Source organism: Leifsonia sp. 2TAF2, assembly GCF_052115085.1.
In the GTDB taxonomy this organism is placed as follows: Bacteria; Actinomycetota; Actinomycetes; order Actinomycetales; family Microbacteriaceae; genus Leifsonia.
In genome coordinates this window covers 1-20,390 of the sequence record NZ_JBFRFY010000001.1, presented here as the reverse complement: position 1 = coordinate 20,390, position 20,390 = coordinate 1, and the positions used below count along the sequence as shown (strand labels likewise).

15 protein-coding genes are annotated in these 20,390 nt (G+C 70.7%); 8 read left to right on the top strand and 7 right to left on the bottom strand.

Features of this window, described 5'->3' with window-relative positions; genetic code table 11:
* Positions 1–16 precede the first annotated feature (16 nt).
* From AB4Z18_RS00075 to AB4Z18_RS00050, 6 genes are all read right to left on the bottom strand, one after another.
* On the bottom strand, positions 17–1,006 hold the full coding sequence (locus AB4Z18_RS00075) for an aldo/keto reductase (RefSeq protein WP_441780659.1): 990 nt from the start codon (positions 1,004–1,006) through the stop codon (positions 17–19).
* Positions 975–3,395 carry a glycosyl hydrolase family 95 catalytic domain-containing protein gene (locus tag AB4Z18_RS00070; RefSeq protein WP_441780658.1) on the bottom strand — a complete coding sequence of 807 codons (2,421 nt, stop codon included), beginning with the start codon at positions 3,393–3,395 and terminating at the stop codon, positions 975–977. Before AB4Z18_RS00070 ends, AB4Z18_RS00075 begins: the two co-directional genes overlap by 32 nt.
* Complete coding sequence (locus tag AB4Z18_RS00065; RefSeq protein ID WP_441780657.1) at positions 3,392–4,336, bottom strand: acetylxylan esterase; 945 nt, start codon at positions 4,334–4,336, stop codon at positions 3,392–3,394. Before AB4Z18_RS00065 ends, AB4Z18_RS00070 begins: the two co-directional genes overlap by 4 nt.
* On the bottom strand, positions 4,333–5,406 hold the full coding sequence (locus tag AB4Z18_RS00060) for an enolase C-terminal domain-like protein (protein ID WP_441780656.1): 1,074 nt from the start codon (positions 5,404–5,406) through the stop codon (positions 4,333–4,335). Before AB4Z18_RS00060 ends, AB4Z18_RS00065 begins: the two co-directional genes overlap by 4 nt.
* 71 nt (positions 5,407–5,477) lie before the next feature.
* Positions 5,478–8,087: a X2-like carbohydrate binding domain-containing protein gene (locus tag AB4Z18_RS00055; protein WP_441780655.1), complete on the bottom strand. Its 2,610-nt coding sequence runs from the start codon at positions 8,085–8,087 to the stop codon at positions 5,478–5,480.
* A gap of 93 nt (positions 8,088–8,180) precedes the next feature.
* The gene (locus AB4Z18_RS00050) at positions 8,181–10,379 is read right to left on the bottom strand and encodes an alpha-galactosidase (protein WP_441780654.1); all 2,199 of its coding nucleotides are present in this window, start codon (positions 10,377–10,379) and stop codon (positions 8,181–8,183) included.
* Positions 10,380–10,466: 87 nt separating this feature from the next.
* Between AB4Z18_RS00050 and AB4Z18_RS00045 the strand changes: the two genes are divergently transcribed.
* Genes AB4Z18_RS00045 through AB4Z18_RS00030 form a run of 4 tightly spaced genes read left to right on the top strand, consistent with a single transcriptional unit; the run spans position 10,467 to position 15,696 of the window.
* Positions 10,467–12,878: a glycosyl hydrolase family 95 catalytic domain-containing protein gene (locus AB4Z18_RS00045; protein WP_441780653.1), complete on the top strand. Its 2,412-nt coding sequence runs from the start codon at positions 10,467–10,469 to the stop codon at positions 12,876–12,878.
* A gap of 14 nt (positions 12,879–12,892) precedes the next feature.
* Complete coding sequence (locus tag AB4Z18_RS00040; protein WP_441780652.1) at positions 12,893–14,059, top strand: ROK family protein; 1,167 nt, start codon at positions 12,893–12,895, stop codon at positions 14,057–14,059.
* 10 nt (positions 14,060–14,069) lie between these two features.
* On the top strand, positions 14,070–14,921 hold the full coding sequence (locus AB4Z18_RS00035) for a fumarylacetoacetate hydrolase family protein (protein WP_441780651.1): 852 nt from the start codon (positions 14,070–14,072) through the stop codon (positions 14,919–14,921).
* Between the two features lie 28 nt (positions 14,922–14,949).
* Entirely contained in the window at positions 14,950–15,696 is a 747-nt protein-coding gene (locus AB4Z18_RS00030) for an SDR family NAD(P)-dependent oxidoreductase (protein WP_441780650.1), read from the top strand.
* A gap of 3 nt (positions 15,697–15,699) precedes the next feature.
* Here the strand turns inward: AB4Z18_RS00030 and AB4Z18_RS00025 are convergent, their stop codons facing one another.
* Complete coding sequence (locus AB4Z18_RS00025; protein WP_441780649.1) at positions 15,700–16,542, bottom strand: amidohydrolase family protein; 843 nt, start codon at positions 16,540–16,542, stop codon at positions 15,700–15,702.
* A gap of 52 nt (positions 16,543–16,594) precedes the next feature.
* Between AB4Z18_RS00025 and AB4Z18_RS00020 the strand changes: the two genes are divergently transcribed.
* The 4 genes from AB4Z18_RS00020 to AB4Z18_RS00005 all read left to right on the top strand — a co-directional run.
* Complete coding sequence (locus AB4Z18_RS00020; protein WP_441780648.1) at positions 16,595–17,689, top strand: mandelate racemase/muconate lactonizing enzyme family protein; 1,095 nt, start codon at positions 16,595–16,597, stop codon at positions 17,687–17,689.
* Between the two features lie 29 nt (positions 17,690–17,718).
* Complete coding sequence (locus tag AB4Z18_RS00015) at positions 17,719–18,420, top strand: GntR family transcriptional regulator (protein ID WP_441780647.1); 702 nt, start codon at positions 17,719–17,721, stop codon at positions 18,418–18,420.
* A gap of 85 nt (positions 18,421–18,505) precedes the next feature.
* Positions 18,506–19,789, top strand: coding sequence for an enolase C-terminal domain-like protein (locus tag AB4Z18_RS00010; RefSeq protein WP_441780646.1), 1,284 nt, complete (start codon positions 18,506–18,508; stop codon positions 19,787–19,789).
* Positions 19,783–20,390, top strand: a 608-nt coding sequence (locus tag AB4Z18_RS00005) for an alpha-hydroxy acid oxidase (RefSeq protein WP_441780645.1), incomplete at its 3' end; no start/stop codon positions are given. The genes AB4Z18_RS00010 and AB4Z18_RS00005, both read left to right, overlap by 7 nt.

Below are 20,390 nucleotides of genomic sequence, written 5' to 3'. Positions count from 1 at the left end.
TTGTCCCTCCAACCGGTCATACGGGGCCTTCTCCGAGTTCCGCCCACAACTCTTCTGGAATCGGCGCGTCCCTCAATCGGGCGTTGGCCGAGACCTGGTCGGGTGTGTCGGCGCCGAGCACCACGGTCGAGACGGCCGGGTGGCGGAGGGGGAACTGCGCGGCCAGCTGCGGGACGGTCACACCGTACGGGGCCGCTATGTCGGCGATGCGGTTCGTCCGCGCGACGAGGTGGGCGGGCGGCTCCCCGTAGTCGAAGCGCGCGTGAGCGAGTGGCCGCTCTGTCGCAAGAAGGCCCGAGTTGAACACGGCGGCGACCACGACCTGAACGCCGCGCTCCTGTGCCGCAGGGAGCAGGTCTCCGGCGGCCGAGCGGTCGAGCAGCGTGTAACGACCGGCGCACATCACCACGTCGAGGTCCGTCTCGCGGACGAAGCGGGTCAGCATCGCCGACTGGTTCATCCCTGCTCCGTATGCACGGATGACACCCTGCGACCGCAGCTCGTCGAGCGCCGGGAAGGCGGCGTCGAGGGCCTCCCGCTCGTGCTCGTCCGGGTCGTGGACCAGCAGGAGGTCGATGCTGTCCACGCCCAGCCGCGCGAGTGAGTCCTCGACCGAACGCAGGACGCCGTCGCGGGAGTAGTCGACGCGTCGGCGCTCGGTGGCGGGAACGTTGAACAGGTTCGCGACGTCGGTGTCTCCCGGGCGGTAGTCCGGGTTCGGCTCGATGAGGCGGCCGACCTTCGTCGAGAGCACGTAGTGGTCGCGGGGAAGGCCGCGCAGCGACTCCCCTAGGCGCCTCTCGGAGAGTCCGAGGCCGTAGTGCGGCGCGGTGTCGAAGTAGCGGATTCCCGCGTCCCACGCCGCGGGCACGATGCCGCGCCAGACGTCGTCCGGGCGGGCACCGTAGAGGTTGCCGAGCGCCGCGGCGCCGTACCCGATCGGGCCGAGGGGGAGCGGGAGACGACTGTCGCGGTCAGCCCGCGGCGCGGAGGAAGGAGTCGGCATCCAGCGTCACCTCCTCGCCGGGCTCGAGGGTCAGCACCAAGCGCGCATCCCCGTGTCGGATGACGACCTCGCCGGTGCCCGCGAGCCGCGTTAGGGTCGCGCGCGCCAGTGATCCGTGCTCCCACGTCAGCTCGACGGCGACGCCGCCGCGCGCCCGGAGCCCGGCCGCAGAGCCCGCGGACCAGCTCGGGGGAAGCGCCGGTAGCAGCACGACCTCGCCGGCGTGGCTCTGCAGCAGCAGTTCGGCGATCGCAGCGGGGACGCCGAGGCTCACATCGACCTGGAACGGCCAGTGAGCCCGCAGGAATGTCGGGACGAGTCCGCCCCATGCCCACCGCGCCGCACCGCGCAGCTCCGGGTCGCCCTCTGGGGGCAGGAACGTACTGCGCAGCACCGCCTCGGCCGCGGCTCCATCGCGCAGCCGGGCGCGAAGCGCGATCGACCAGGTCCAGGGCCAGCCCTCAGCGGGATGCGACCTTCCGGAGACGAAAGCGGCGGCGGCTTCCGCGAGCTCGGGGTCGCGGTCGGCATCGATACGGCCGAGCGGGTACAGGCTCACCAGCGCCGAGAAATGGCCGTGCGCGGGGTTCGGATCGTCGCGACCGACGTGCCACTCGCGGATGCGGCCGTCGGCGCCGATGGCGTCCGGTTCGATCCGCGGCGAGGCAGCACGGGCGCGGACGACCAGCTCATCGTCGTCGCGTCCCAGCACGGCCGCGGCCTCGACGAGATCGCCGAGGATCTGCGAGATCAGCGCGCGGTCGATCGCCGTCGCCCGGTCGATCGCCGCGACGCCGTCGCCGTCGCCGTGCACGAAGTGGTTCTCCGGAGAGGTGGACGGGTTCGTCACGAGCCACCGTCCGCCCTCATCGACCAGCCAGTCCAGAGCGAAGGCTGCCGCCCCGTGGAGGATGGGCCACGCACGCTCCTCCAGCCACGCCCGATCGAGAGTGAAGCGGAAGTGCTCCATCAGGTGCGTCGTCAGCCAGGTGCCGCCGGTCATCCAGATGGCCCACGCGGGGTCGGCCTGACCGCGGCCGACGGGCAGCGGCCAGCCCCAGAGGTCCGTGTTGTGGTGGCCGACCCATCCTCGAGCGCCGTAGAGGGCGTCCGCGGTGACGGCGCCGGTCTCGGCCATGATCTCGAGCAGGTGCACCAACGGCTCGACGGTGTCCGCCAGTCCGGTCGTCTCGGCGGCCCAGTAGTGCATGGGGACGTTGATGTTCGTCGTGTAGTTCGACGACCACGGCGGCCGGATGTCGTCGTTCCACAGCCCTTGCAGGTTCACCGCCGGCCCGCCCGCTCTGGACGAGGAGACGAGCAGGTAGCGGCCGTACTGGAAGAGCGCAGGGGCGATGGAGGCCTGGTCGTCGTCGGCCGGCAGACGGTCGACGACCACCTCGTCCGGTGTCCCGGCCAGCCGGAAGGAGGCGGCGGTGAGGAGGGGGCGCACGTCGGCGATGTGCCGGAGCAGGGCCTGGTCGGCCGGCGTCCGGAGGGCGTCGCGCGCTCTCGCGGTCGCTCGGGTCAGGTGCCGGTCGAGTCCGGGGGCGTAGCTGCGATCGCGGAACCAGTCCTCCGCGGCCGTCGAGGAGGCGAGCGCGATCCGCACGGTCGAGGCGTCGCGGATCTCCAGGACCTCACCGACGACCGTCTGCTCGCCGTCGCTGGTGATCGCCGCCACCGCCGCCGCCAGGTTCTCCCAGCCGTCCATGACGCCGTCCGCGGGGTGGCCGGGACGAACCGGGTCACCCGCCCAGCGGAAGGCGTCGACATCCGTCTCGTGGAGCGGCGCGCCGTCCACGGGGACCTCGACGCCGACCTTCAGGATGCCGGGGGCGATCTGCAGCGACCGCTGCCGCAGTCGCGTGGTCAGCTGGAGCGAGACGTCGAATCGCCCGCGCTCCGTGGTGAGCTCGACGTGGATCGCATCGTCAGGCCGGCTCGCCCAGGATCGGCGCACGACGGACACAAGATCGTTGCGGATGCGGTCGGCGTAGACGGCGTCCTCCAGGTCGAGTGTGCGCTGCTCGAAGGCGAGGGATGCGCCCGCCGCGCTGAACCGCGCCCGCAGGTCGACGTACGGCAGAAACTCCTGGCTGTAGGTGCCTTCGAACGCCATCAGCTTGCGCTCGGCGTCCTGCAGGCGATCCTCCCGGACGGCCTTCCGCACCTCTTCGAGCGCCTCCGGGCCCGCTCCGCCGCGCACCAGCGCATCGAGCTCGGCGCGCCACGCATCGGGCGCTCCCGACCACACGGTGCCGTCGTTGACCTGCAGGTGGAAGCCGTCCGTCCCGCCGAGGATCATCGCACCGAGCCGGCCGTTGCCGATGGGGCACCCGTCGATCCACCGGCTGGGGGGTCCCTCCCAACGCAGCCGCCGCGTCATGCGTCGCTCCCGGTTCCGCCGGCCGTGCCGATCCCGAACCGTTCGCGAAGGACGGCCAGAGCACCCTGGCGGTCGGCCGTTCCGCCGGCCTCATGCCCGGCCCCGGGCCACTCTCTGAAGGTGACGGAGGCCGCGTAGGCGTCGGCCGCCGCGCGCGCCGTCTCCGGCGGGCAGATGTCGTCGTCGAGTCCGTCGCTGATCCAGCCGGGCGCGACGGCGTGCCGGGCGGAGGTCACCCCGTCCACGTACGAGAGCGTGCGGGCGACGACCTCGGCGCGATCGGGATGTTCGCTGAGGTACTCGCGCACCTCGAGCCACGGTCCCTGAGCCGCCAGCCGGATGCCGTCCGGCGCGTCGGTGAGGAACGGCGCCTGGGCGAGCACGGCGACGAGGTCCGGCACCAGTGCGCCGACGCCGAGGGCGATACCGCCGCCCTGGCTGTTTCCGATCGCCGCGACGCGCGACCCGTCCACTTCGGCGAGCGAGCGCAGGGCGTCGACCGCACGCGCGGCATCCACGAAGACGCCCCGGTAATACGAGGTGCGGGGGTCCTCGATGCCCTCCAGGAGGTGCCCGGTGCTGCCACCGCCCTGCCGGTGGGTGTCGAGGAGCAGCTGCGCGAACCCGGCCGCCGGCCAGGTGAGGTCGTCGATCGGCGAGAGGCGGCCTGCGCCGTAACCGTTCGCGTGCACCACGGCCGGCACAGGGCCCGTGCGGTGATGCGGCAGCCGCAGCCAGCCGCGCACCCGCCGGCCGTCGTGACCGGCGAACGAGACGTCGAACACGTCGATGGCGGAAAGGCCAGTGTCGACCGGCTCACGGCGGAGGTCGAGCGGGTGCCGGCGGGCGCCATCCAGCGCCTCCGCCCAGAACTCGTCGTAGTCGTCGGGCGTCGGCAGCGGCTCGCGACCGAGCAGGGCCGGGAACTCGGGACGGCTCATGCGGCGAACCGTTCCAGGCCGGCCGGGTGGTCGAGCCCTGCGGGGAGGGCGATGCCGGGAGCGGTCGGGGCGCGCAGCATCCCGTCGTCGTCGACCGCCGGCTCACGGCGAACCGGATTCGAGGTGACGAGCGACTCGTAATAGGTCGTGTTCGAGATCGCCATGCAGAGATGATGCGTCGGGATGTCGGAGCCGTGCACCTCGGCCCGGAGCAGGAAGGCGTCGGCGAGGTGCGCGGTGCGCATGGCGCCGGTGATGCCGCCGCGCAGGTTCGAGCTCGTGCGGACACCGAACGTCGCGGCGCCTGCACGGATGAAGTCGGCGGAGTTCATGTGAGCGCCGTCGGAGGTCTCGCCCACCAGCAGGGGGATGCGAACGGACCGGGCCAGCTGCGCGTACGCGGTCACGCTGAACTCGCGCATCGGCTCCTCGTACCAGAGGTACCCGGCGTCTGCGAGTGCGTCGCCGAGGTAGAGCGCGTCGGGCAGATCGAACCCGGCGGATCCGTCGTACATGAGGGGGATCCCGTCGCCTACGTGCTCGCGCAGCGCGAGGGACAGCTCGGCATCCCGGCGGGCGTCACCCCAGGCGTGCAGCTTCACGCCCCGGTAACCGAGTGCGAGGGCTTGGTCGGCCACGTCGAGGAACTCGGCGATGTCGGCAAACGTGCTCGTCGACGCGTACGCGGGGATCTCCGTGCGGAAGCCTCCGAGCAGCCGCCAGACCGGGAGGTCGTGCAGGCGCGCGGCGAGGTCCCAGAGGGCGGTGTCGACCAGCCCGAGGACGAAGAGGGGCAGCTCGTGAATGCGGTCGAGCTCCCACACCCGGTGCCACAGCCACTCCCGCTGCAGCGGATCCGCTCCGATCAGCTCCGGCCGGAAGACACTCTCGGTGAGGTACGAGAGCATCGCCCACGCGCCCGGGCGCGACAGGAACGCGACACCCTCTGCACCGGTGTCGGTGCCGATGCGGAGGACGGCGCCGTCCCCGCTCGCCGGGCTGCCGCTCAGCCCCGTCCGCCAGCGGAAGGGCGGGTCGGCGGGCGGGACGGGGACGCGAAATGCGTCCACGTGCGTGATCTTCATTGCGGTGCTCCAGAGCAAGGGGTGGGCCGGGCACTGTGCCCGGCCCACCCGGTGGATCAGCGGACGGTGTAGCGGACGGCGTCCGTGCGCATCACGTCGCCCGACTCCTTCACGGCCATGAAGGTGTGCTTGCCGTTGCGCAGCCCCGAAGTGCTGAACAGCGTCTGCTGCGTGCGACGGGTATCGCTGTGCGTGTCGACGCGCTTCACGAGCTTGCCGTCGATGTACACGTCGACGACCCCCTGGTCGGGACCGCTCGGACCGACCCAGTCGACACCTGTCCCGGTGAAGGCGTACGACACCGAAGCGCCGGCATCCTTCGTCGAGTGGATGTCGTCCAGGTAATCGCCCCGGAAGCCGACATTCACCGTGGTGGCGCCGACGGGGAGCGTCTCGAGGTACTTCGTGCTCAGCGTGACGGTGGACCCGGACACGGTGTAGTCGGTGCCCTTCGCGAGCGCTTTCCCGTTCGCTGTGATCCCGGTGAACTCGTCGGGGTCGCGGAGGACCGAGAAGGTCGCCGGGGCCGGCGCCTTGGTGTCGAAGGACACCGAGGACGGGTCGATCAGGTTCGGCTGGATCACATCCAGCCGGTCGATCAGCATGAACTGGCCGGACTTCATCACCACGCGCAGCGTGTGCTGCCCGTTGGTGAGGGCGTTCGTCGTGAAGACCGTCTGCTGCGCGGTGTGCGAAGCGGTCGGGATGTGAGCGCTGATCGTCTTCACCAGCTGCCCGTCGATGTACACGTCCGCGTCGCCCTCCGAGGAGTCGAGCTCGGTCACGTACGAGACACCGGTGCCGGTGAACGTGTACGAGAACGAGTCGCTGCCGGGATGTTCGGCGTAGTGCACGTCATCCTGGTAGTCCCCGAAGTTGCGGCCGTTGCTGTAGCCCCACTGGCCGGAGTAGACGATCCCCGGGTCGGAGTCGTTGACGCTCGTGGTGCGCGTCGGCCCGGTGGAGGTGGATGGCGCGGGCGTGCCCGTGTCCGTCACGTTCACCGTGAGCGGCTGCGAGGTCGCGGCGACCTCGGCCCCGCCGTTGCGGGTCCACGTGCCGCCGTACTTCATCCCGAGTGCGTCGTCGTTGACCGTCGCGGTCGCGCCCTTGCCCGGCGTCACCTTCAGCAGCCGGACGCCGTGGATCGGTACGTCGGAGGCGGTGAAGCCGGTGGCGGCGCGGCCCAGGTCCTTGCGGGCCCACAGGTCGCGGACCGTCGCCGGGCCGGTGAGTCCGATGTCGGACCACTTCGCGGTCACATCCGACTCGGCGCGGCCGAGGTTGAACAGCGCGACGGTGTAGCTGCCGTCGGCGTTCAGGGCGTACCAGACCTGCTGCTTCGAGGTCGTGGCGACGGGACGGGCGGGCACGCCGGCCTGATCGACGGCGACGACCTCGGGGTTGGTGAGCAGGTCGACGCCCAGCTTGTCAAGGTTCGTCAGGTCGTTGCCGGTGTACATCGGCACGGCCGAGATCGCCCACAGCGTGGTGGCCGTGCGCCGCTCATCCGGGGTGAGGCCGTCCATCTTGCCGTTGCCGACATCGAGGGAGTCGAAGTCGTTCCAGCCTCCTGGACCTGCGTGCCGCCACCAGTCGGCCGCTCGCGGGAAGAGCCGGTTGATGTTGTCCCACTGGGTGAGGGCCTCGCCGCTGCAGTAGCACTCGACGTCCCAGTCCACGCGCCAGCCGTTCGCGTACTGCTTCCAGTAGTCGGCGTAGTTGATGTCGAGCGCCCAGGACAGCTCGAACCAGATGTTGTGCGCCTTCAGCGCCTTCGACCACGCGGCGACGTCGTCGCGCGCATCCACCGAGCCGTCGCTGATGCCCGAACCGGGGGTGACGCTGTCGAACTTGACGAAGTTCACGCCCCAGGCCGCCAACTCGTCGACGATGGAGTCGATGTACTTCTGCGAACACGGGTTCGAGAAGTCGATTCGGTAGCCGATCTTCCAGTAGTCGGCCTGCTGGAGCGGCTGCTTCAGGATGTCGTGCGTGGTGCATCCCGGCGCGTTCGCGATCGGGTACGCCTTGTCAGCCAGCTCCAGCGAGATGCCGGGGATCAGGTAGACGCCGAACTTCTGGCCGTTGGCGTGCACGTGGTCGATGACCTTCTTCAGCCCCTGCGGGTAGAGGGTCGCGCTCGGAGTGGGCCGGCCGTTGGCGTCGACCCCGTCGTTCCAGCCGGCGTCGACGTTGATGCGGTCGTAGCCGGCCTTGCCCAGCTTGGCCTTCATCGCGTCGGATTGGGCGATGATCTGGTCGGCGGTGATCCACTTGGAGTTGCCCGAGTAGACCTGCATGCTGTAGCTGCTCCAGCCCAGGTACGGCTTCTGGGCCCACGGGTCGGCGGTGGAGGCCGCGGGTGGGATGGGCCTGGGGACGTCGGCCGTCTTGGATGTGGCGGTCGCCTTCGGCGCGGCCGTCGGCTTCGGCGTGGTGCTCGGCTTCGGCGTGGTGCTCGGCTTCGGCGTGGCGCTCGTCGTCGGCGTCTCGGTCGGCGTCGGAGTGGCGCTTGGCGTGGCGCTCGGCGTGGAGGTCGGCTCGGGCGTGGTCGCGGGTGTCGCTGTGGCGGGCAGCGCAGCACCCGCCATCAGTCCCAGCGCCGCGACCATCACGGTCGCGGCCTGCAGGCCGCGACGCGCGCGTGGTGTCATGCGGGTCATGCGTTCTTCCTCTCTGAAGAGCCCGGCGCGTCGGCGCGTCGAGCGGTGATGCGGTGGGCCGTCTGTGGGTGGGGAGCGAACGCGTCGCCCGGGTCAGTGGCGGATCAGGTCGAACAGCATCCCCTGCTGCGGATTGAGGGTGGGCATGGGCACACCGGCCACGGCGAGAACGGAGCCGGGCAGCGTCACACCCTGTGGGGCGTGGGCGGCGGCGATCCAGGAGGGATCCGCGCTCTGGTGCCGGCTGGCCTCCCCGAACTCGTGCCGGATGCGGACCGTGTACCGGGCGTCCGCGTCGAGCCCCGGGAACCGGACCCGCCCGGACTGCCCCGGCGCCGAGGTTGCCAGGCGCGCCCAGGTGTAGAGCGCGCGGCCGCCGTCCTGGGCCACAATGCCGGTCAGTGCGGTGGCGTCATCGGCCAGGTCGGCGTTGACCACCCGGCCGGAGTGGATGAGGTCACGCAGTTCGCGGTAGACCGCGCTCCAGCGGGCGATCGCCTCCAGCTCGTCGTCGTCCGCCTCCTGCAGGTCCCACTCGATGCCGGCGTGCGCGGTGAGCGCGACGACCAGCCGGAAGGACAGATCCGTTCGCCGGGAGGTGGTGTGCGAGCGGGCCGCGCCCAAGTGCGAGCCGATGAGCTCCGGCGGGACCAGCATCCGCGTCCAGCGCTCGATCTGCAGGCGTTCGACCGGGTCGTTGCAATCGGAGGCCCAGACACGATCGGTGCGCTGCAGGATCCCGAGGTCGACGCGTCCGCCACCGCCCGAGCAGGTCTCGATCTCGAGGTGCGGGTGCCGAGCGCGGAGCGTGTCCAGCATCCGGTACAGGGCGAGCGTCTGCTCGTGCACCGCGGGGCGGTCGATGCCCGCGTAGCCGCTGACCGCCTCGGACAGGTCGCGGTTGTGATCCCACTTGATGTAGTCGACGGCGTACTCGTCGACGATCGCGCTGATCTGGCCGAGGACGTGCTCGTAAGCGTCGGGGCGGGTGAGGTCGAGCACGTACTGATCGCGCGCCGGCGCCCCGAGCTCGCGCGGTCCGAGCACCCACTCGGGATGCGCGCGCGCCAGGTCCGAGTCCAGGTTGACCATCTCCGGCTCGAACCAGATGCCGAACTGCATCCCGTTCTCCCGGACGCGGTCGACCAGCGGCGTGAGGCCGTCGGGCCAGACCGTGCGGTCGACGACCCAGTCGCCGAGGCCGGCGTTCGCGTCACGACGGTCGTGGAACCATCCATCGTCGAGTACGAACCGTTCGACCCCGACCCGCGCCGCGCGCTCCACCAGCGCGGTGAGGCGGTCGAGGTCGTGATCGAAGTACACCGCCTCCCACGAGTTGAGCGTGAGCGGGCGCGGAGAACGGGGATGCGACGGGCGCGCACGCAGGCGACGGTGCAGCCGGTCGGCGATCCCATCCAGCCCGGCGCCGGACCACACGAAGAGCGCGGTCGGTGCGACGTACCGGTCGCCGTCCCGGAGGGCGATCTCGCCCGGGCGCAGCCCCTCGCCGACACCGAGCGTGGCCGAGAACGCCCCGGCGCCCTCGGTGAAGCGCTCGACGACGTATTCTCCGTCTCCGCTCCAGGCCAGATGGGTCGCCCACGCCTCTCCCCGGGTGAAGCCGAGGTCCTGGGTTCCGGCCACGACCAGGAACGGCGCGTCGTGGCCCGGCTTGCCGCGGTGGGCGCGTCGCACGTGGCTGCCGAAGAACAGCGGGCCGCGCTGCGGCGCCCGTTCCCGGCACCACTTGCCGGTGAAGTCGAGCACGTCGACGGCCCGCTCCGGCACCGGCAGCAGAACGCGCAGGGCGTCGAGCGTGTAGGGCGTCTCCGCACCGTCGCGCGCCAGCGCGCCGTCGCGGATCACGGCCACGTCGACGGACAGCACCCCGAAGCGATCGAGGACTAGCGTCATGGTCGACCGCAGGCCGGTCATCTCGTCGGCGAGCTCGATCTCGATGGCACCGCCCTGTTCGCCCTCGTCGCGATAGCGCACGGCCTCGGTCCGCGGACGCGGCGTGGTGGCCGTTCCGGCCGCGTGACCCTCCTGCGCGGGCGTGCCCGCCCATCCCTCGTACTCGGTGGGCCACAGGCTGAACGCGCGCGGGATGTCCGGCGAGTTGTTGAGGACGGCCGGGCCGGCCGTCTCGCGAAGGGCCTCCGCCGACGCGTCATCGAGCACCCCGACGTCGGACCCCCAGTGCAGGACGCGCGGCACACGTCCCGCCGTGTCGAGGACGAGGGAGGTGCCTGCGGCACGCAGGGCCAGAACGGCGCCATAGCCGTCGAGCATGAAGGGGCTCCTAGAGGATGTCGGTTATTTGACAGTGTCAATTAACCATGCCTAATGTGTCAACTGCAACCCCGACAAGGAAGACCGATGATGATCTCCGACACACCGGCCATGCCGCTTTCCGGCGACGAAGAGACCCTTCGACTCGCCTGGCGCGAGCCTGCCACGCACTGGGAAGAAGCCATCCCGATCGGCGACGGGCACCTCGGTGCGATGGTCTTCGGCGGTGCGACCGGTCGCTATCAGGTGAACGACTCCACGGTCTGGTCGGGCACACCCAGCACACCCGCCGAGGAACTCCGGCGCGTGGTCGCCGAGGGCGCGGGGCCGGACCGGCTCCGCGAGGTCCGAGCAGCGCTCGCACGCGGCGACCTCGACCGGGCGGAGGATCTGCTGATGACCTTCGAGGGACGCTACAGCCAGGAATTCCTCCCGTTCGTGGACGTGTCCGTGGAGCTGCCAGAGGCTACGGTCCAGGAGGGCTCTCCTGCGCGTGTGCTGGACCTCGACCGCGACGTCGTCGAGGAGTCGCTGCAAATCGGTGCTGTCCGGGTTCACAGGACATCCCGCGTCGTGGACAGGACCCTGCTCATCGAGCTCATCGCGGATGCGCCGATCCCGGAGGTCCGCATCGCCCTGAGCACACCGCTCCGCGAGCTCACGCGCACCGTGGCCGACGGGACGCTGTCGCTGGACATCGCCGTCCCCATCGACGGCGCACCGCTTCACGAACAGTCCGTCGTCCCGCCGCTGCGCTACGCAGAGCCGGACGACGGAACGTATGACGGCTTCGCCGCCGCGATCCTCGCGGTGCGAAGTGACGGCACGACGGACACGGGAGATTCGGGTCTCACCGTCCGTCATGCCCGTCGCCTGCTGATCGCCCTCTCGTCGTCGACCCGCGCTGAGTCGTGGTGGGCCGGCGCGGACGACGAGTGGCGGACCGTCTCCACGGAGACGATCCGGGACCGCGCCAGGTCCCGCGTCCTCGGCGCTCTCGCCGGGGCCTCGGAACCACTCTCGGATGACGAACCGCGTCATCCGAGGGCGGCGCGGTTCGCGATCGGCGGCAGGCGCGAGGGACGGTGGGATGTGGAGTCCGATATCCTTCGCGGGAGTGACGACGGCCTGAAGGCGACCATCGCCGCCGAGTGGGGCCGGTACCTCCTCACGTCGTCGTCGCGGGCCGGCGGCCCCGCCGCGAACCTGCAGGGAATCTGGAACGGCGAGCTGCGTCCCGCGTGGTCCTCGAACTACACGATCAACATCAACACCCAGATGAACTACTGGGCGGCCGGCCCGCTGGGGGTGACCGAGAACGCCGAGCCCCTGATCGCGCTCGTCGAGCGCCTCGCCGCTACCGGCCGCGACGTCGCCCGCGAGCTCTACGGCTGCCGCGGCTGGGTCGCGCACCACAACAGCGACCTGTGGGGCTGGAGCCTGCCCGTCGGGATGGGACACGGAGCGCCGAGCTGGGCGATCTGGATGATGGGTGGCGTCTGGCTCACCCACTCGCTCTGGGACCACTACGAGTTCGCCGCCGACGATGAGCTGCTGCGCGAGCGGATCTGGCCGCTGCTGCGCGGGGCCGCGGAGTTCTGCCTCGACTGGCTGCAGGTGGGCGAGGACGGCGTCGCCTTCCTCGCTCCCTCCACCTCCCCGGAGAACTCCTATGTCGATGCAGACGGGACGCCCCGCGCGCTCGGCCTCACGGCGACGATGGATCGCGAGCTGATCCAATCCCTCTTCCAGCGCACGCTCCGAGCGCTCGACGTGCTCGGCGCGGAAGACCCGCTGCGCCCCGAGATCGAGGCGGCGCTCGCCGCCCTGCCCGAACCCGGCATCGGCGGCGACGGACGACTGCTCGAATGGTCCGAGGAGGTCACGGAGCACGAGCCCGCCCACCGCCACCTGTCGGCGCTGGTCGGTCTCTACCCCCTGGACCTCATCACTCCGCAGGACACGCCGGCCCTCACCGAGGCTGCGCGGCGGTTCCTCGATGCCCGCGGGCCCGGAGCGATGGGATGGTCGTGGGCGTGGAAGATCGCGCTCCGCGCCCGCCTGGGCGACGGCGACGCGGCGCACGACCTGCTGGATCAGGCGCTCACGCCCTACGACGGCGACGCGCGCCGCCACGGACCGGTCGACGGCTCCGAGTGGGGCGGTCTCCTTCCGAACCTCTTCAGCACGCATCCCCCGTTCCAGATCGACGGCAACCTCGGGTTCCCGGCGGCGATCGCAGAACTGCTGCTGCAGAGCCACGCGGGGATCGTCCAGCTGCTGCCCGCGCTCCCCACGGCGTGGCCCGACGGCCACGTGAGGGGTCTCGGCGCGCGCGGCGGCCTGACCGTCGACCTCGTCTGGTCCGGCGGACGCCTCGAGTCGGCGGTGCTGCACAACGTGCGCCCAGCGCCGCGCGAGGTCCGGGTGCGCTACGGGACCACCCAGATCGACCTCGATATCCCCGGCGGGGGCGAATGTGAGGCATCCTTCAGGTGATGCACGGAGAACCCATGAACGACGAGACGCAGACGCGGACCGCGCTGCTCGGATCGTCGTCGGATGCGGCAACCCGCGTCTTCACCACCATCCTCACCCGCAGTCCGATCAGCCGCATCGACGTCTCCCGGCTCACCGGGTTGTCGCAGGCCGCCGTGACCAAGGCGGTCACCCCGCTCGTCGCCGCGGGCCTCGTCAACGACTCCCTCGAGGCGACGCCGACCGGTCTCCCCGGCCGGCCCGTGAATCCGGTCGCGGTCGTGCCGGACGCCGTCGTCGCCCTGGGTGTGAAGGTCAACGTCGACGAACTGGTCGGCGTCGCGACCGACCTCACCACCCGCATCATCAGCTCCGACCGGCTGCCGCTCACCTCGCACGATCCGGTCGCGGTCGCCGACGCCATCGTGGAGCTGTATGGACGCCTCCATGAGGGGCTCGGCGGCCTGAAGTCCCGACTGGCGTGCATCGGCGTCGCCGTGTCGGGCGACGTCGACAGCGAGACCGGTGTGGTCAGAGACTCAGCCCAGATGGGCTGGCGGGGCGTCGACCTCGGCGCGTCCCTGCGTGAGCGCCTCAGCCCGAGCATCGTGGTCGTGAACGATGTCAGCGCCCTCACCATCGGCGAGCACTGGTTCGGGGTGGGACTCGGCACCAGTTCGTTCGCGATCGTCACCATCGGCCGCGGAATCGGGAGCGGCCTGCACCTGAACGGCGAGGTCGTCGAGGGTGCTTACGGCGTGGCCGGCGAGATCGGCCACCTTCCCCTCACGTCGCGGGACCGCATCTGCGCGTGCGGGCGGCGCGGGTGCGTGGAGGCGGTCGCCGCGAGCAGCGCGATCGTCGCCGCCGTCTCCGCCGCACACGACAGCCCCGTCTCCCTCGAGGAGGCGGTCGACCTGGCCCGCGCGGGCGACACCGCGGCCGTCCAGGCGTTCGGTGAAGCGGGCGCCGTCATCGGCGCCGCCATCGCCAGCCTGGTGAACATGGTCGGCCCCGAACTCGTCATCATCGGCGGGGAGGGCGTCGCCAACTTCGACCTGTTCGAGGAGACGCTTCGCCGCACCTACGCCGAGCACGTGTTCGGATCAGCCGACCGCTGCCGTATCGTCGTCCGGCCCCACACCTTCGAGGATTGGGCGCGCGGCGCCGCCGCGACCGCCATCCGCTCCCTCGTCGTCTGAAAGGAACCCCATGCATTTCCTGCGCCTCGGTGAACCCGGTGTCGAGATTCCCGCCGTCAGCGACGGCACCACCACCTGGGATCTCCGCCCGCTCACGGCAGACATCGACGGCCCCTTCCTCGCCGCGGACGGCCTCGCGCGGGCCGAGGCGGCAGCGGCCGCCGGCGAGCTGCCCGAGCTCGACCCGACCGGGCTCCGCATCGGCGCCCCGATCGCCCGGCCCCAAGCCGTCATCTGCATCGGGATGAACTACGCCGCCCATGCGCGCGAGTCCGGATCCGAGCCGCCCAGCGACATCGTGGTCTTCTACAAGCACCCCAACACCGTCGTCGGCCCGTACGACGACATCCTCTTGCCGCCCGGCTCGACGACCACCGACTGGGAGGTCGAGCTGGCCGCGGTCATCGGAACCCGCGCCCGCTACCTCGACTCGCCCGAGGAGGCGCTGGCGCATGTCGCCGGCTTCGCCGTGGCCAACGACGTGTCGGAGCGCGAGTACCAGCTCCAGCGGTCGCTCGGGCAGTGGAGCAAGGGCAAGAGCTTCGAGACGTTCAACCCGCTCGGGCCGTGGCTCGTGCCGACCGCGCAGGTCGGCGACGGATCCGGCCTGTCCATCCGCTCCCGCGTCAACGGCGAGCGCCGGCAGGAGTCGTCCACGAGCGACCTCATCTTCGGCGTCGCCGAGATCGTGCACCGCCTCAGCCGCTTCATGGTGCTGGAGCCCGGAGACCTCATCAACACCGGGACCCCGGAGGGTGTCGGATTGTCCGGCCGCTTCCCCTACCTCGCAGCCGGCGACATCGTCGAACTCGGCATCGAGGGAATGGGCGAGCACCGCTCCGTCGTCCGTCCCGCGTCCTGAGCCTGCCCTCGACCTGCAAGGAGAACCCATGTCCCACTTCGACGGACTCGTCGCCGCCGTCACCGGCGGCGCCTCCGGCCTCGGCCGGGCGATCGCGGACGAACTCGCCTCGCACGGCGCCCGCGTCTTCGCGCTCGACCTCAACCCCGACGCGGTGGAAGCGCCGCACACGGGAGTGCTCTGCGACATCGGCGACGACGCCAGCGTCCGCGACGCCATCGGCCGGGTGGTCGGGGAGGCCGGACGCCTCGACATCGTGATCGCCAACGCCGGCATCGGCGCGCAGGGCGACATCGAGGCGAACGACGACGACGAGTGGATGCGCGTGCTGAACGTCAACGTCATCGGCTCGGCCCGCACGGTCCGTCACGCGCTGCCGCACCTGCGCAAGTCGCCTTCGCCTGCGGTCGTGCTCACGAGCTCCATCGTCGCCTGGGCGGGCCTGCCCCAGCGTGTGCTGTACGCCGCGTCGAAGGGCGCCATCTCGGCGATGACGCTGGCCATCGCCGCCGACTGCTTGCCGCTCGGCATCCGGGTCAACGCGGTGGCTCCTGGCACCGCCGACACACCCTGGGTGGGACGACTGCTCGACTCGGCGGCGGACCCGGACGCGGAGCGTGCAGCCCTCGAGGCGAGGCAGCCCAGCGGGCGCCTGGTCCGGCCGCAGGAGGTCGCGGAGGCGGTCGCCTACCTCGCGTCGCCGACCTCCGGATCGAGCAACGGCGTCATCCTGCCGGTCGACGGCGGGATGTACTCGCTCCGGCCCCGCACCTGACGATCAGCGCAGGCGGTAGGCCCTTTCGGCAGTGCCGCCGAGCACCTCGCGTCGCTGATCCTCATCGAGGCCGGAGAGCAGCGCGAGGGTGCTGCGCATGGTCTCGGCGTAGGTCGACGCGAGCGTGGACACCGGCCAGTCGCCGCCGAACAGGAGGCGGCCGGGGCCGAACGTCTCCAGCGCCATGTCGCTGAACGGCCGCAGCTCGTCGATCGACGCCCGGGCCGCCGGACCCAACGTGGTCAGCCCGGAGAGCTTCACAAAGACGTTCGGCCGCGCCGCGAGTTCGGTCATCAGGTCGCTCCAGCGGGACGCGCGGGGCGCGCCGTCACCGACGGGCGGCGTCCCGAGATGGTCGATCACCAGCCGGAACCCGGGCAGCTCGTCGGCCAGTCCGATCGCATGCTCGAGGTGGCGCGGGAGCACGCCGACCACGTCGTACGTGAGATCGCGGGAGGCGAGCTGCGCGAGCGACGCGCGCACCTGCGGCTGCCCCAGCCAGTCCGGATCCGGCTCGTCGTGGATCAGGTGGCGCAAGCCGACCAGCGGGCCCGACGCCGCGTAGTCATCCAGCGTCGCGGCGAGCCCGTCGGGATCGAGCAGGTCCGCCCAGCCGACCACGCCCGCGACGACCGGCGCGTCTGCGGCGACAGCGAGCATCGCCGCTGTGTCCTCGGCCGTGTTCGCGGCCTGCACCAGCACCGCGCGGTCGACGCCGGACGCGCGCAACTGTGGCTCGACCTCGCCGATGCCGAACGTGCGGTTGATCTTCTCCGGTGCCTGTGCGAGCCAGGCATAGTGGCCGTGCTCGAGATCCCAGAGGTGGAGATGCGCATCGATGGTCACTGCAATATCCTATAGGCAATAGCATTCCAGCCCTTAGAGAGACCGGAGTCCCATGACCGACGGAACGATCGTCAGCGCCGAAGCCTGGCTCAGCGACCTGGCGGTGGAGACCGTCCGCACCGACGCGGTCCAGTCGTTCCTGAAACAGGAAACGATCTTCGTCCGGCTGCGCACCGCCGGCGGGGTGGACGGACTCGGCTACAGCTACACGATCGGCACCGGCGGCCGTGCCGTCCTCAGCGTCCTCCGCGAGACACTGCTGGAGGTGGTCCTCGGGATGGACGTCAACCGCCCGGAGGAGATCTGGCGCACGCTCCACTCGGCCACCCGCGCCACGACCGTCGGGGTGATCACCTCCCTCGCCCTCGCGGCGGTCGACACGGCGGTGTGGGACGCTCGGTGCCGGTCGGCCGGGATGCCCCTATGGGTCGCAGCGGGCGGCGCGCAGCCCGACATTCCGCTCTACGACACCGAGGGCGGCTGGCTGCACTTCACCACCGACGAGCTGGTCACGCAGGCGCTGGAGTCGCAGCGCCGGGGACTCAGCGGTGTCAAGATCAAGGTCGGGAAACCCCGGGCCCGCGAAGACCACGAGAGGCTCGCCGCCGTCCGTGCGGCCGTCGGCGACACGATGGACATCATGGTCGACGCCAACCAGTCGCTCACCGCCGCCGAGGCGATCCGCCGGGCCGCGCTGTTCGAGCAGCTCGACATCTTCTGGTTCGAGGAGCCGCTCCCGGCCGACGACATCTCCGGTCACCGGCGCCTGGCCGCCTCGACCAGCGTGCCGATCGCGGTCGGCGAGTCGATGTACTCGGTCGGGCACTTCCGCGAGTACCTGCAGTCGGAGGCGGCGTCGATCGTGCAGGTCGACGTCGCCAGGGTCGGCGGCATCACGCCGTGGTTGAAAGTCGCCCACCTGGCCGAGGCGTTCAACGTGTCCGTCGCGCCGCATTTCCTCATGGAGCTGCACGTCTCCCTGTGCTGCGCCGTTCCGAATGCGCTGTACCTGGAGCACATCCCGCAGTTGCGCGCCATCACGCAGTCCGAGCTGACCGTGAAGGACGGACGAGCGATTGCGCCGTCCGCTCCGGGGCTCGGCATCGAGTGGGACCTCGAGGCCGTCGACGCCGCCCGGGTCGCATGAGCCGCGGAGGGCCGACCTAGGATGTGCCCATGACCATCCCATCCGGTGAGCACTTCCTGCCCGCGCGCAGGGCGCTGGCCGATGACGTCTACGACGCGGTGCTCGGCCTGCTGATGGACCAGGTCATCGAGCCGGGCAGCCGGGCCAGCATCGACGGCATCGCCAGGCAGCTCAACGTCTCGCCCACCCCGGTGCGGGAGGCGCTCGCGCGACTCGAATCGGAGGGTCTCGTCGTCAAGAAGGCGCTGAAGGGGTACACCGCGACTCCCCTGCTCGACGCCGCCGGACTGGAGCAGCTCTTCGAGATGCGGCGGCTGCTGGAGCCGTACGCCGCGCACCGCGCCGCGACCGAGCTCGACGACGGCACGCTCGGCCGGCTGGAGCAGTTGTGCGACGGGATGCGACGCAGCGGCCGCGCCACGCAGAGCGGCGACGACCGCTTCGAGGACTACAAGGAGTTCGCCGAGCAGGATGCGGAGTTCCACCGCCTCATCGCGGAGCATGCCGGCAACGCGCTCCTCGGTGACGCGATCGGACGGCTCCGCGCCCACACGCACCAGTACCGGATCTACTTCCGTCACGGGGTCGTCGACGAGACGTCGGAGGAGCACCGTGCCGTGCTGCGGGCGCTCAGCGCCCACGACCCCGACGGTGCCGAGCGGGCGATGCGCGAGCACATCGACCGGTCGCACGCCCGCATCTCGGCGAGCCTTTCGGAGAAGGCGGACTGATCGCTGCGCCTTTCGGCACCCTTGTCGTTGCCTCGCTTGTCCCTATATCCAATAGGATATTGGAAAGCCGAAGGAGGCCACCCCTGTGAGTACCGTCACCGCGTTCGAAACCGTCGATGTGCGCTTCGAGACATCCGCCATGCTGGACGGCTCGGACGCCATGAACCCCGACCCCGACTACTCCGCCGCCTACCTGCGGTTGACGACGGACGCCGCCGACGGGCACGAGGGCCACGCGTTCGTGTTCACGATCGGTCGAGGCAACGACATCCAGGTGGCCGCCATCGACACGGTCGCCCGACGCATGATCGGCCGGGATGTCGAAGACACCCTGGACGACCTCGGAGGCCTCTGGCGTGAGTTGGTGCACGACTCGCAGCTGCGCTGGCTGGGGCCCGAGAAGGGCGTCATGCACATGGCGATCGGCGCGGTCGTCAACGCCCTATGGGATCTCAAGGCGAAGCGCGCAGGCCTGCCGCTCTGGCAGCTGCTCGCGCGCATGACGCCGGAGGAGTTGGTCTCGCTCGTCGACTTCCGCTACCTCTCCGACGCCCTGACACCGGAGGAGGCGCTCGCCCTGCTGCGCACAGCCCAGCCCGGACGGGCGCAACGGGAGGCGGAGCTGCTCGCGACCGGCTACCCCGGCTACACCACGACACCCGGCTGGCTGGGGTACTCGGACGACAAGCTCCGCAGGCTCGCACGGGAGGCCGTCGACGACGGCTTCACGCAGATCAAGCTGAAGGTGGGAGACCGGCTCGAGGACGACCTCCGCAGGCTCGCCATCGCTCGGGACGAAGTCGGCCCCGGCATCCGCATCGCCATCGACGCCAACCAGCGCTGGGATCGCGACCAGGCGATCGAGTGGATCCGCGCACTCCAGCCCTTCGACCTGGCGTGGGTGGAGGAGCCGACGAGTCCGGACGACATCCTGGCCCACGCGGCCATCGCACGCGCAGTCGCGCCCGTGCCGATCGCGACCGGAGAGCACGGGATGAACCGGGTGCTGTTCAAGCAACTGCTGCAGGCCGGCGCCACCGCCATCGTCCAGATCGACGCGACGCGGGTCGCGGGCGTGAACGAGAACATCGCCATCCTGCTGCTCGCCGCGAAGTTCGGCGTGCCGGTGTGCCCGCACGCGGGCGGCGTCGGCCTGTGCGAGGCGGTGCAGCACTTCTCGATGTTCGACTTCGTCGCGCTCTCGGGCAGCCAGGAGGGCCGCATGATCGAGTACACGACCCACTTGCACGAGCACTTCGTCGCACCGGTCCGCCTCGAACGCGGACGCTATCTGGCCCCGCTCACCCCCGGCAACGGCATGGAGATGCGGGCAGAGTCGCTCCGCGACCACCGGATGACCGCATGGTGACCCGTCAGTTCCCTCGTCCGGCGGAGTTGCTGGAGTTGATGCAGTTCCGGACGCCGGAGCTGAATCTGAAGAAGCGGCGGTTGTCGTCGGCGTTGACGATCGAGGATTTGGCGCGGATCGCGAAGCGGCGGACGCCGAAGGCGGCGTTCGATTACACCGAGGGTGCGGCGGAGGGCGAGTTGTCGTTGGCGCGGGCGCGGCAGGCGTTTCAGGATGTGGAGTTCCATCCCTCGATCCTTCGGGATGTGTCGATGGTGGATACGTCGTGTGAGATTTGGGGTGGCCGGTCGGCGTTGCCGTTCGGGATCGCGCCGACCGGGTTCACCCGGTTGATGCAGACCGAGGGGGAGACCGCCGGGGCGGGGGCTGCTGCGGCGGCGGGGATCCCGTTCACCCTGTCCACGTTGGGCACGACCTCGATCGAGAATGTGAAAGCGGCGAACCCGCACGGGCGGAACTGGTTCCAGTTGTATGTGATGCGGCAGCGGGAGATCAGTTACAGCCTGGTGGAGCGGGCTGCGGCGGCGGGGTTCGACACGTTGTTCTTCACGGTGGACACCCCGATCGCCGGGGCCCGGTTGCGGGACAAACGGAACGGGTT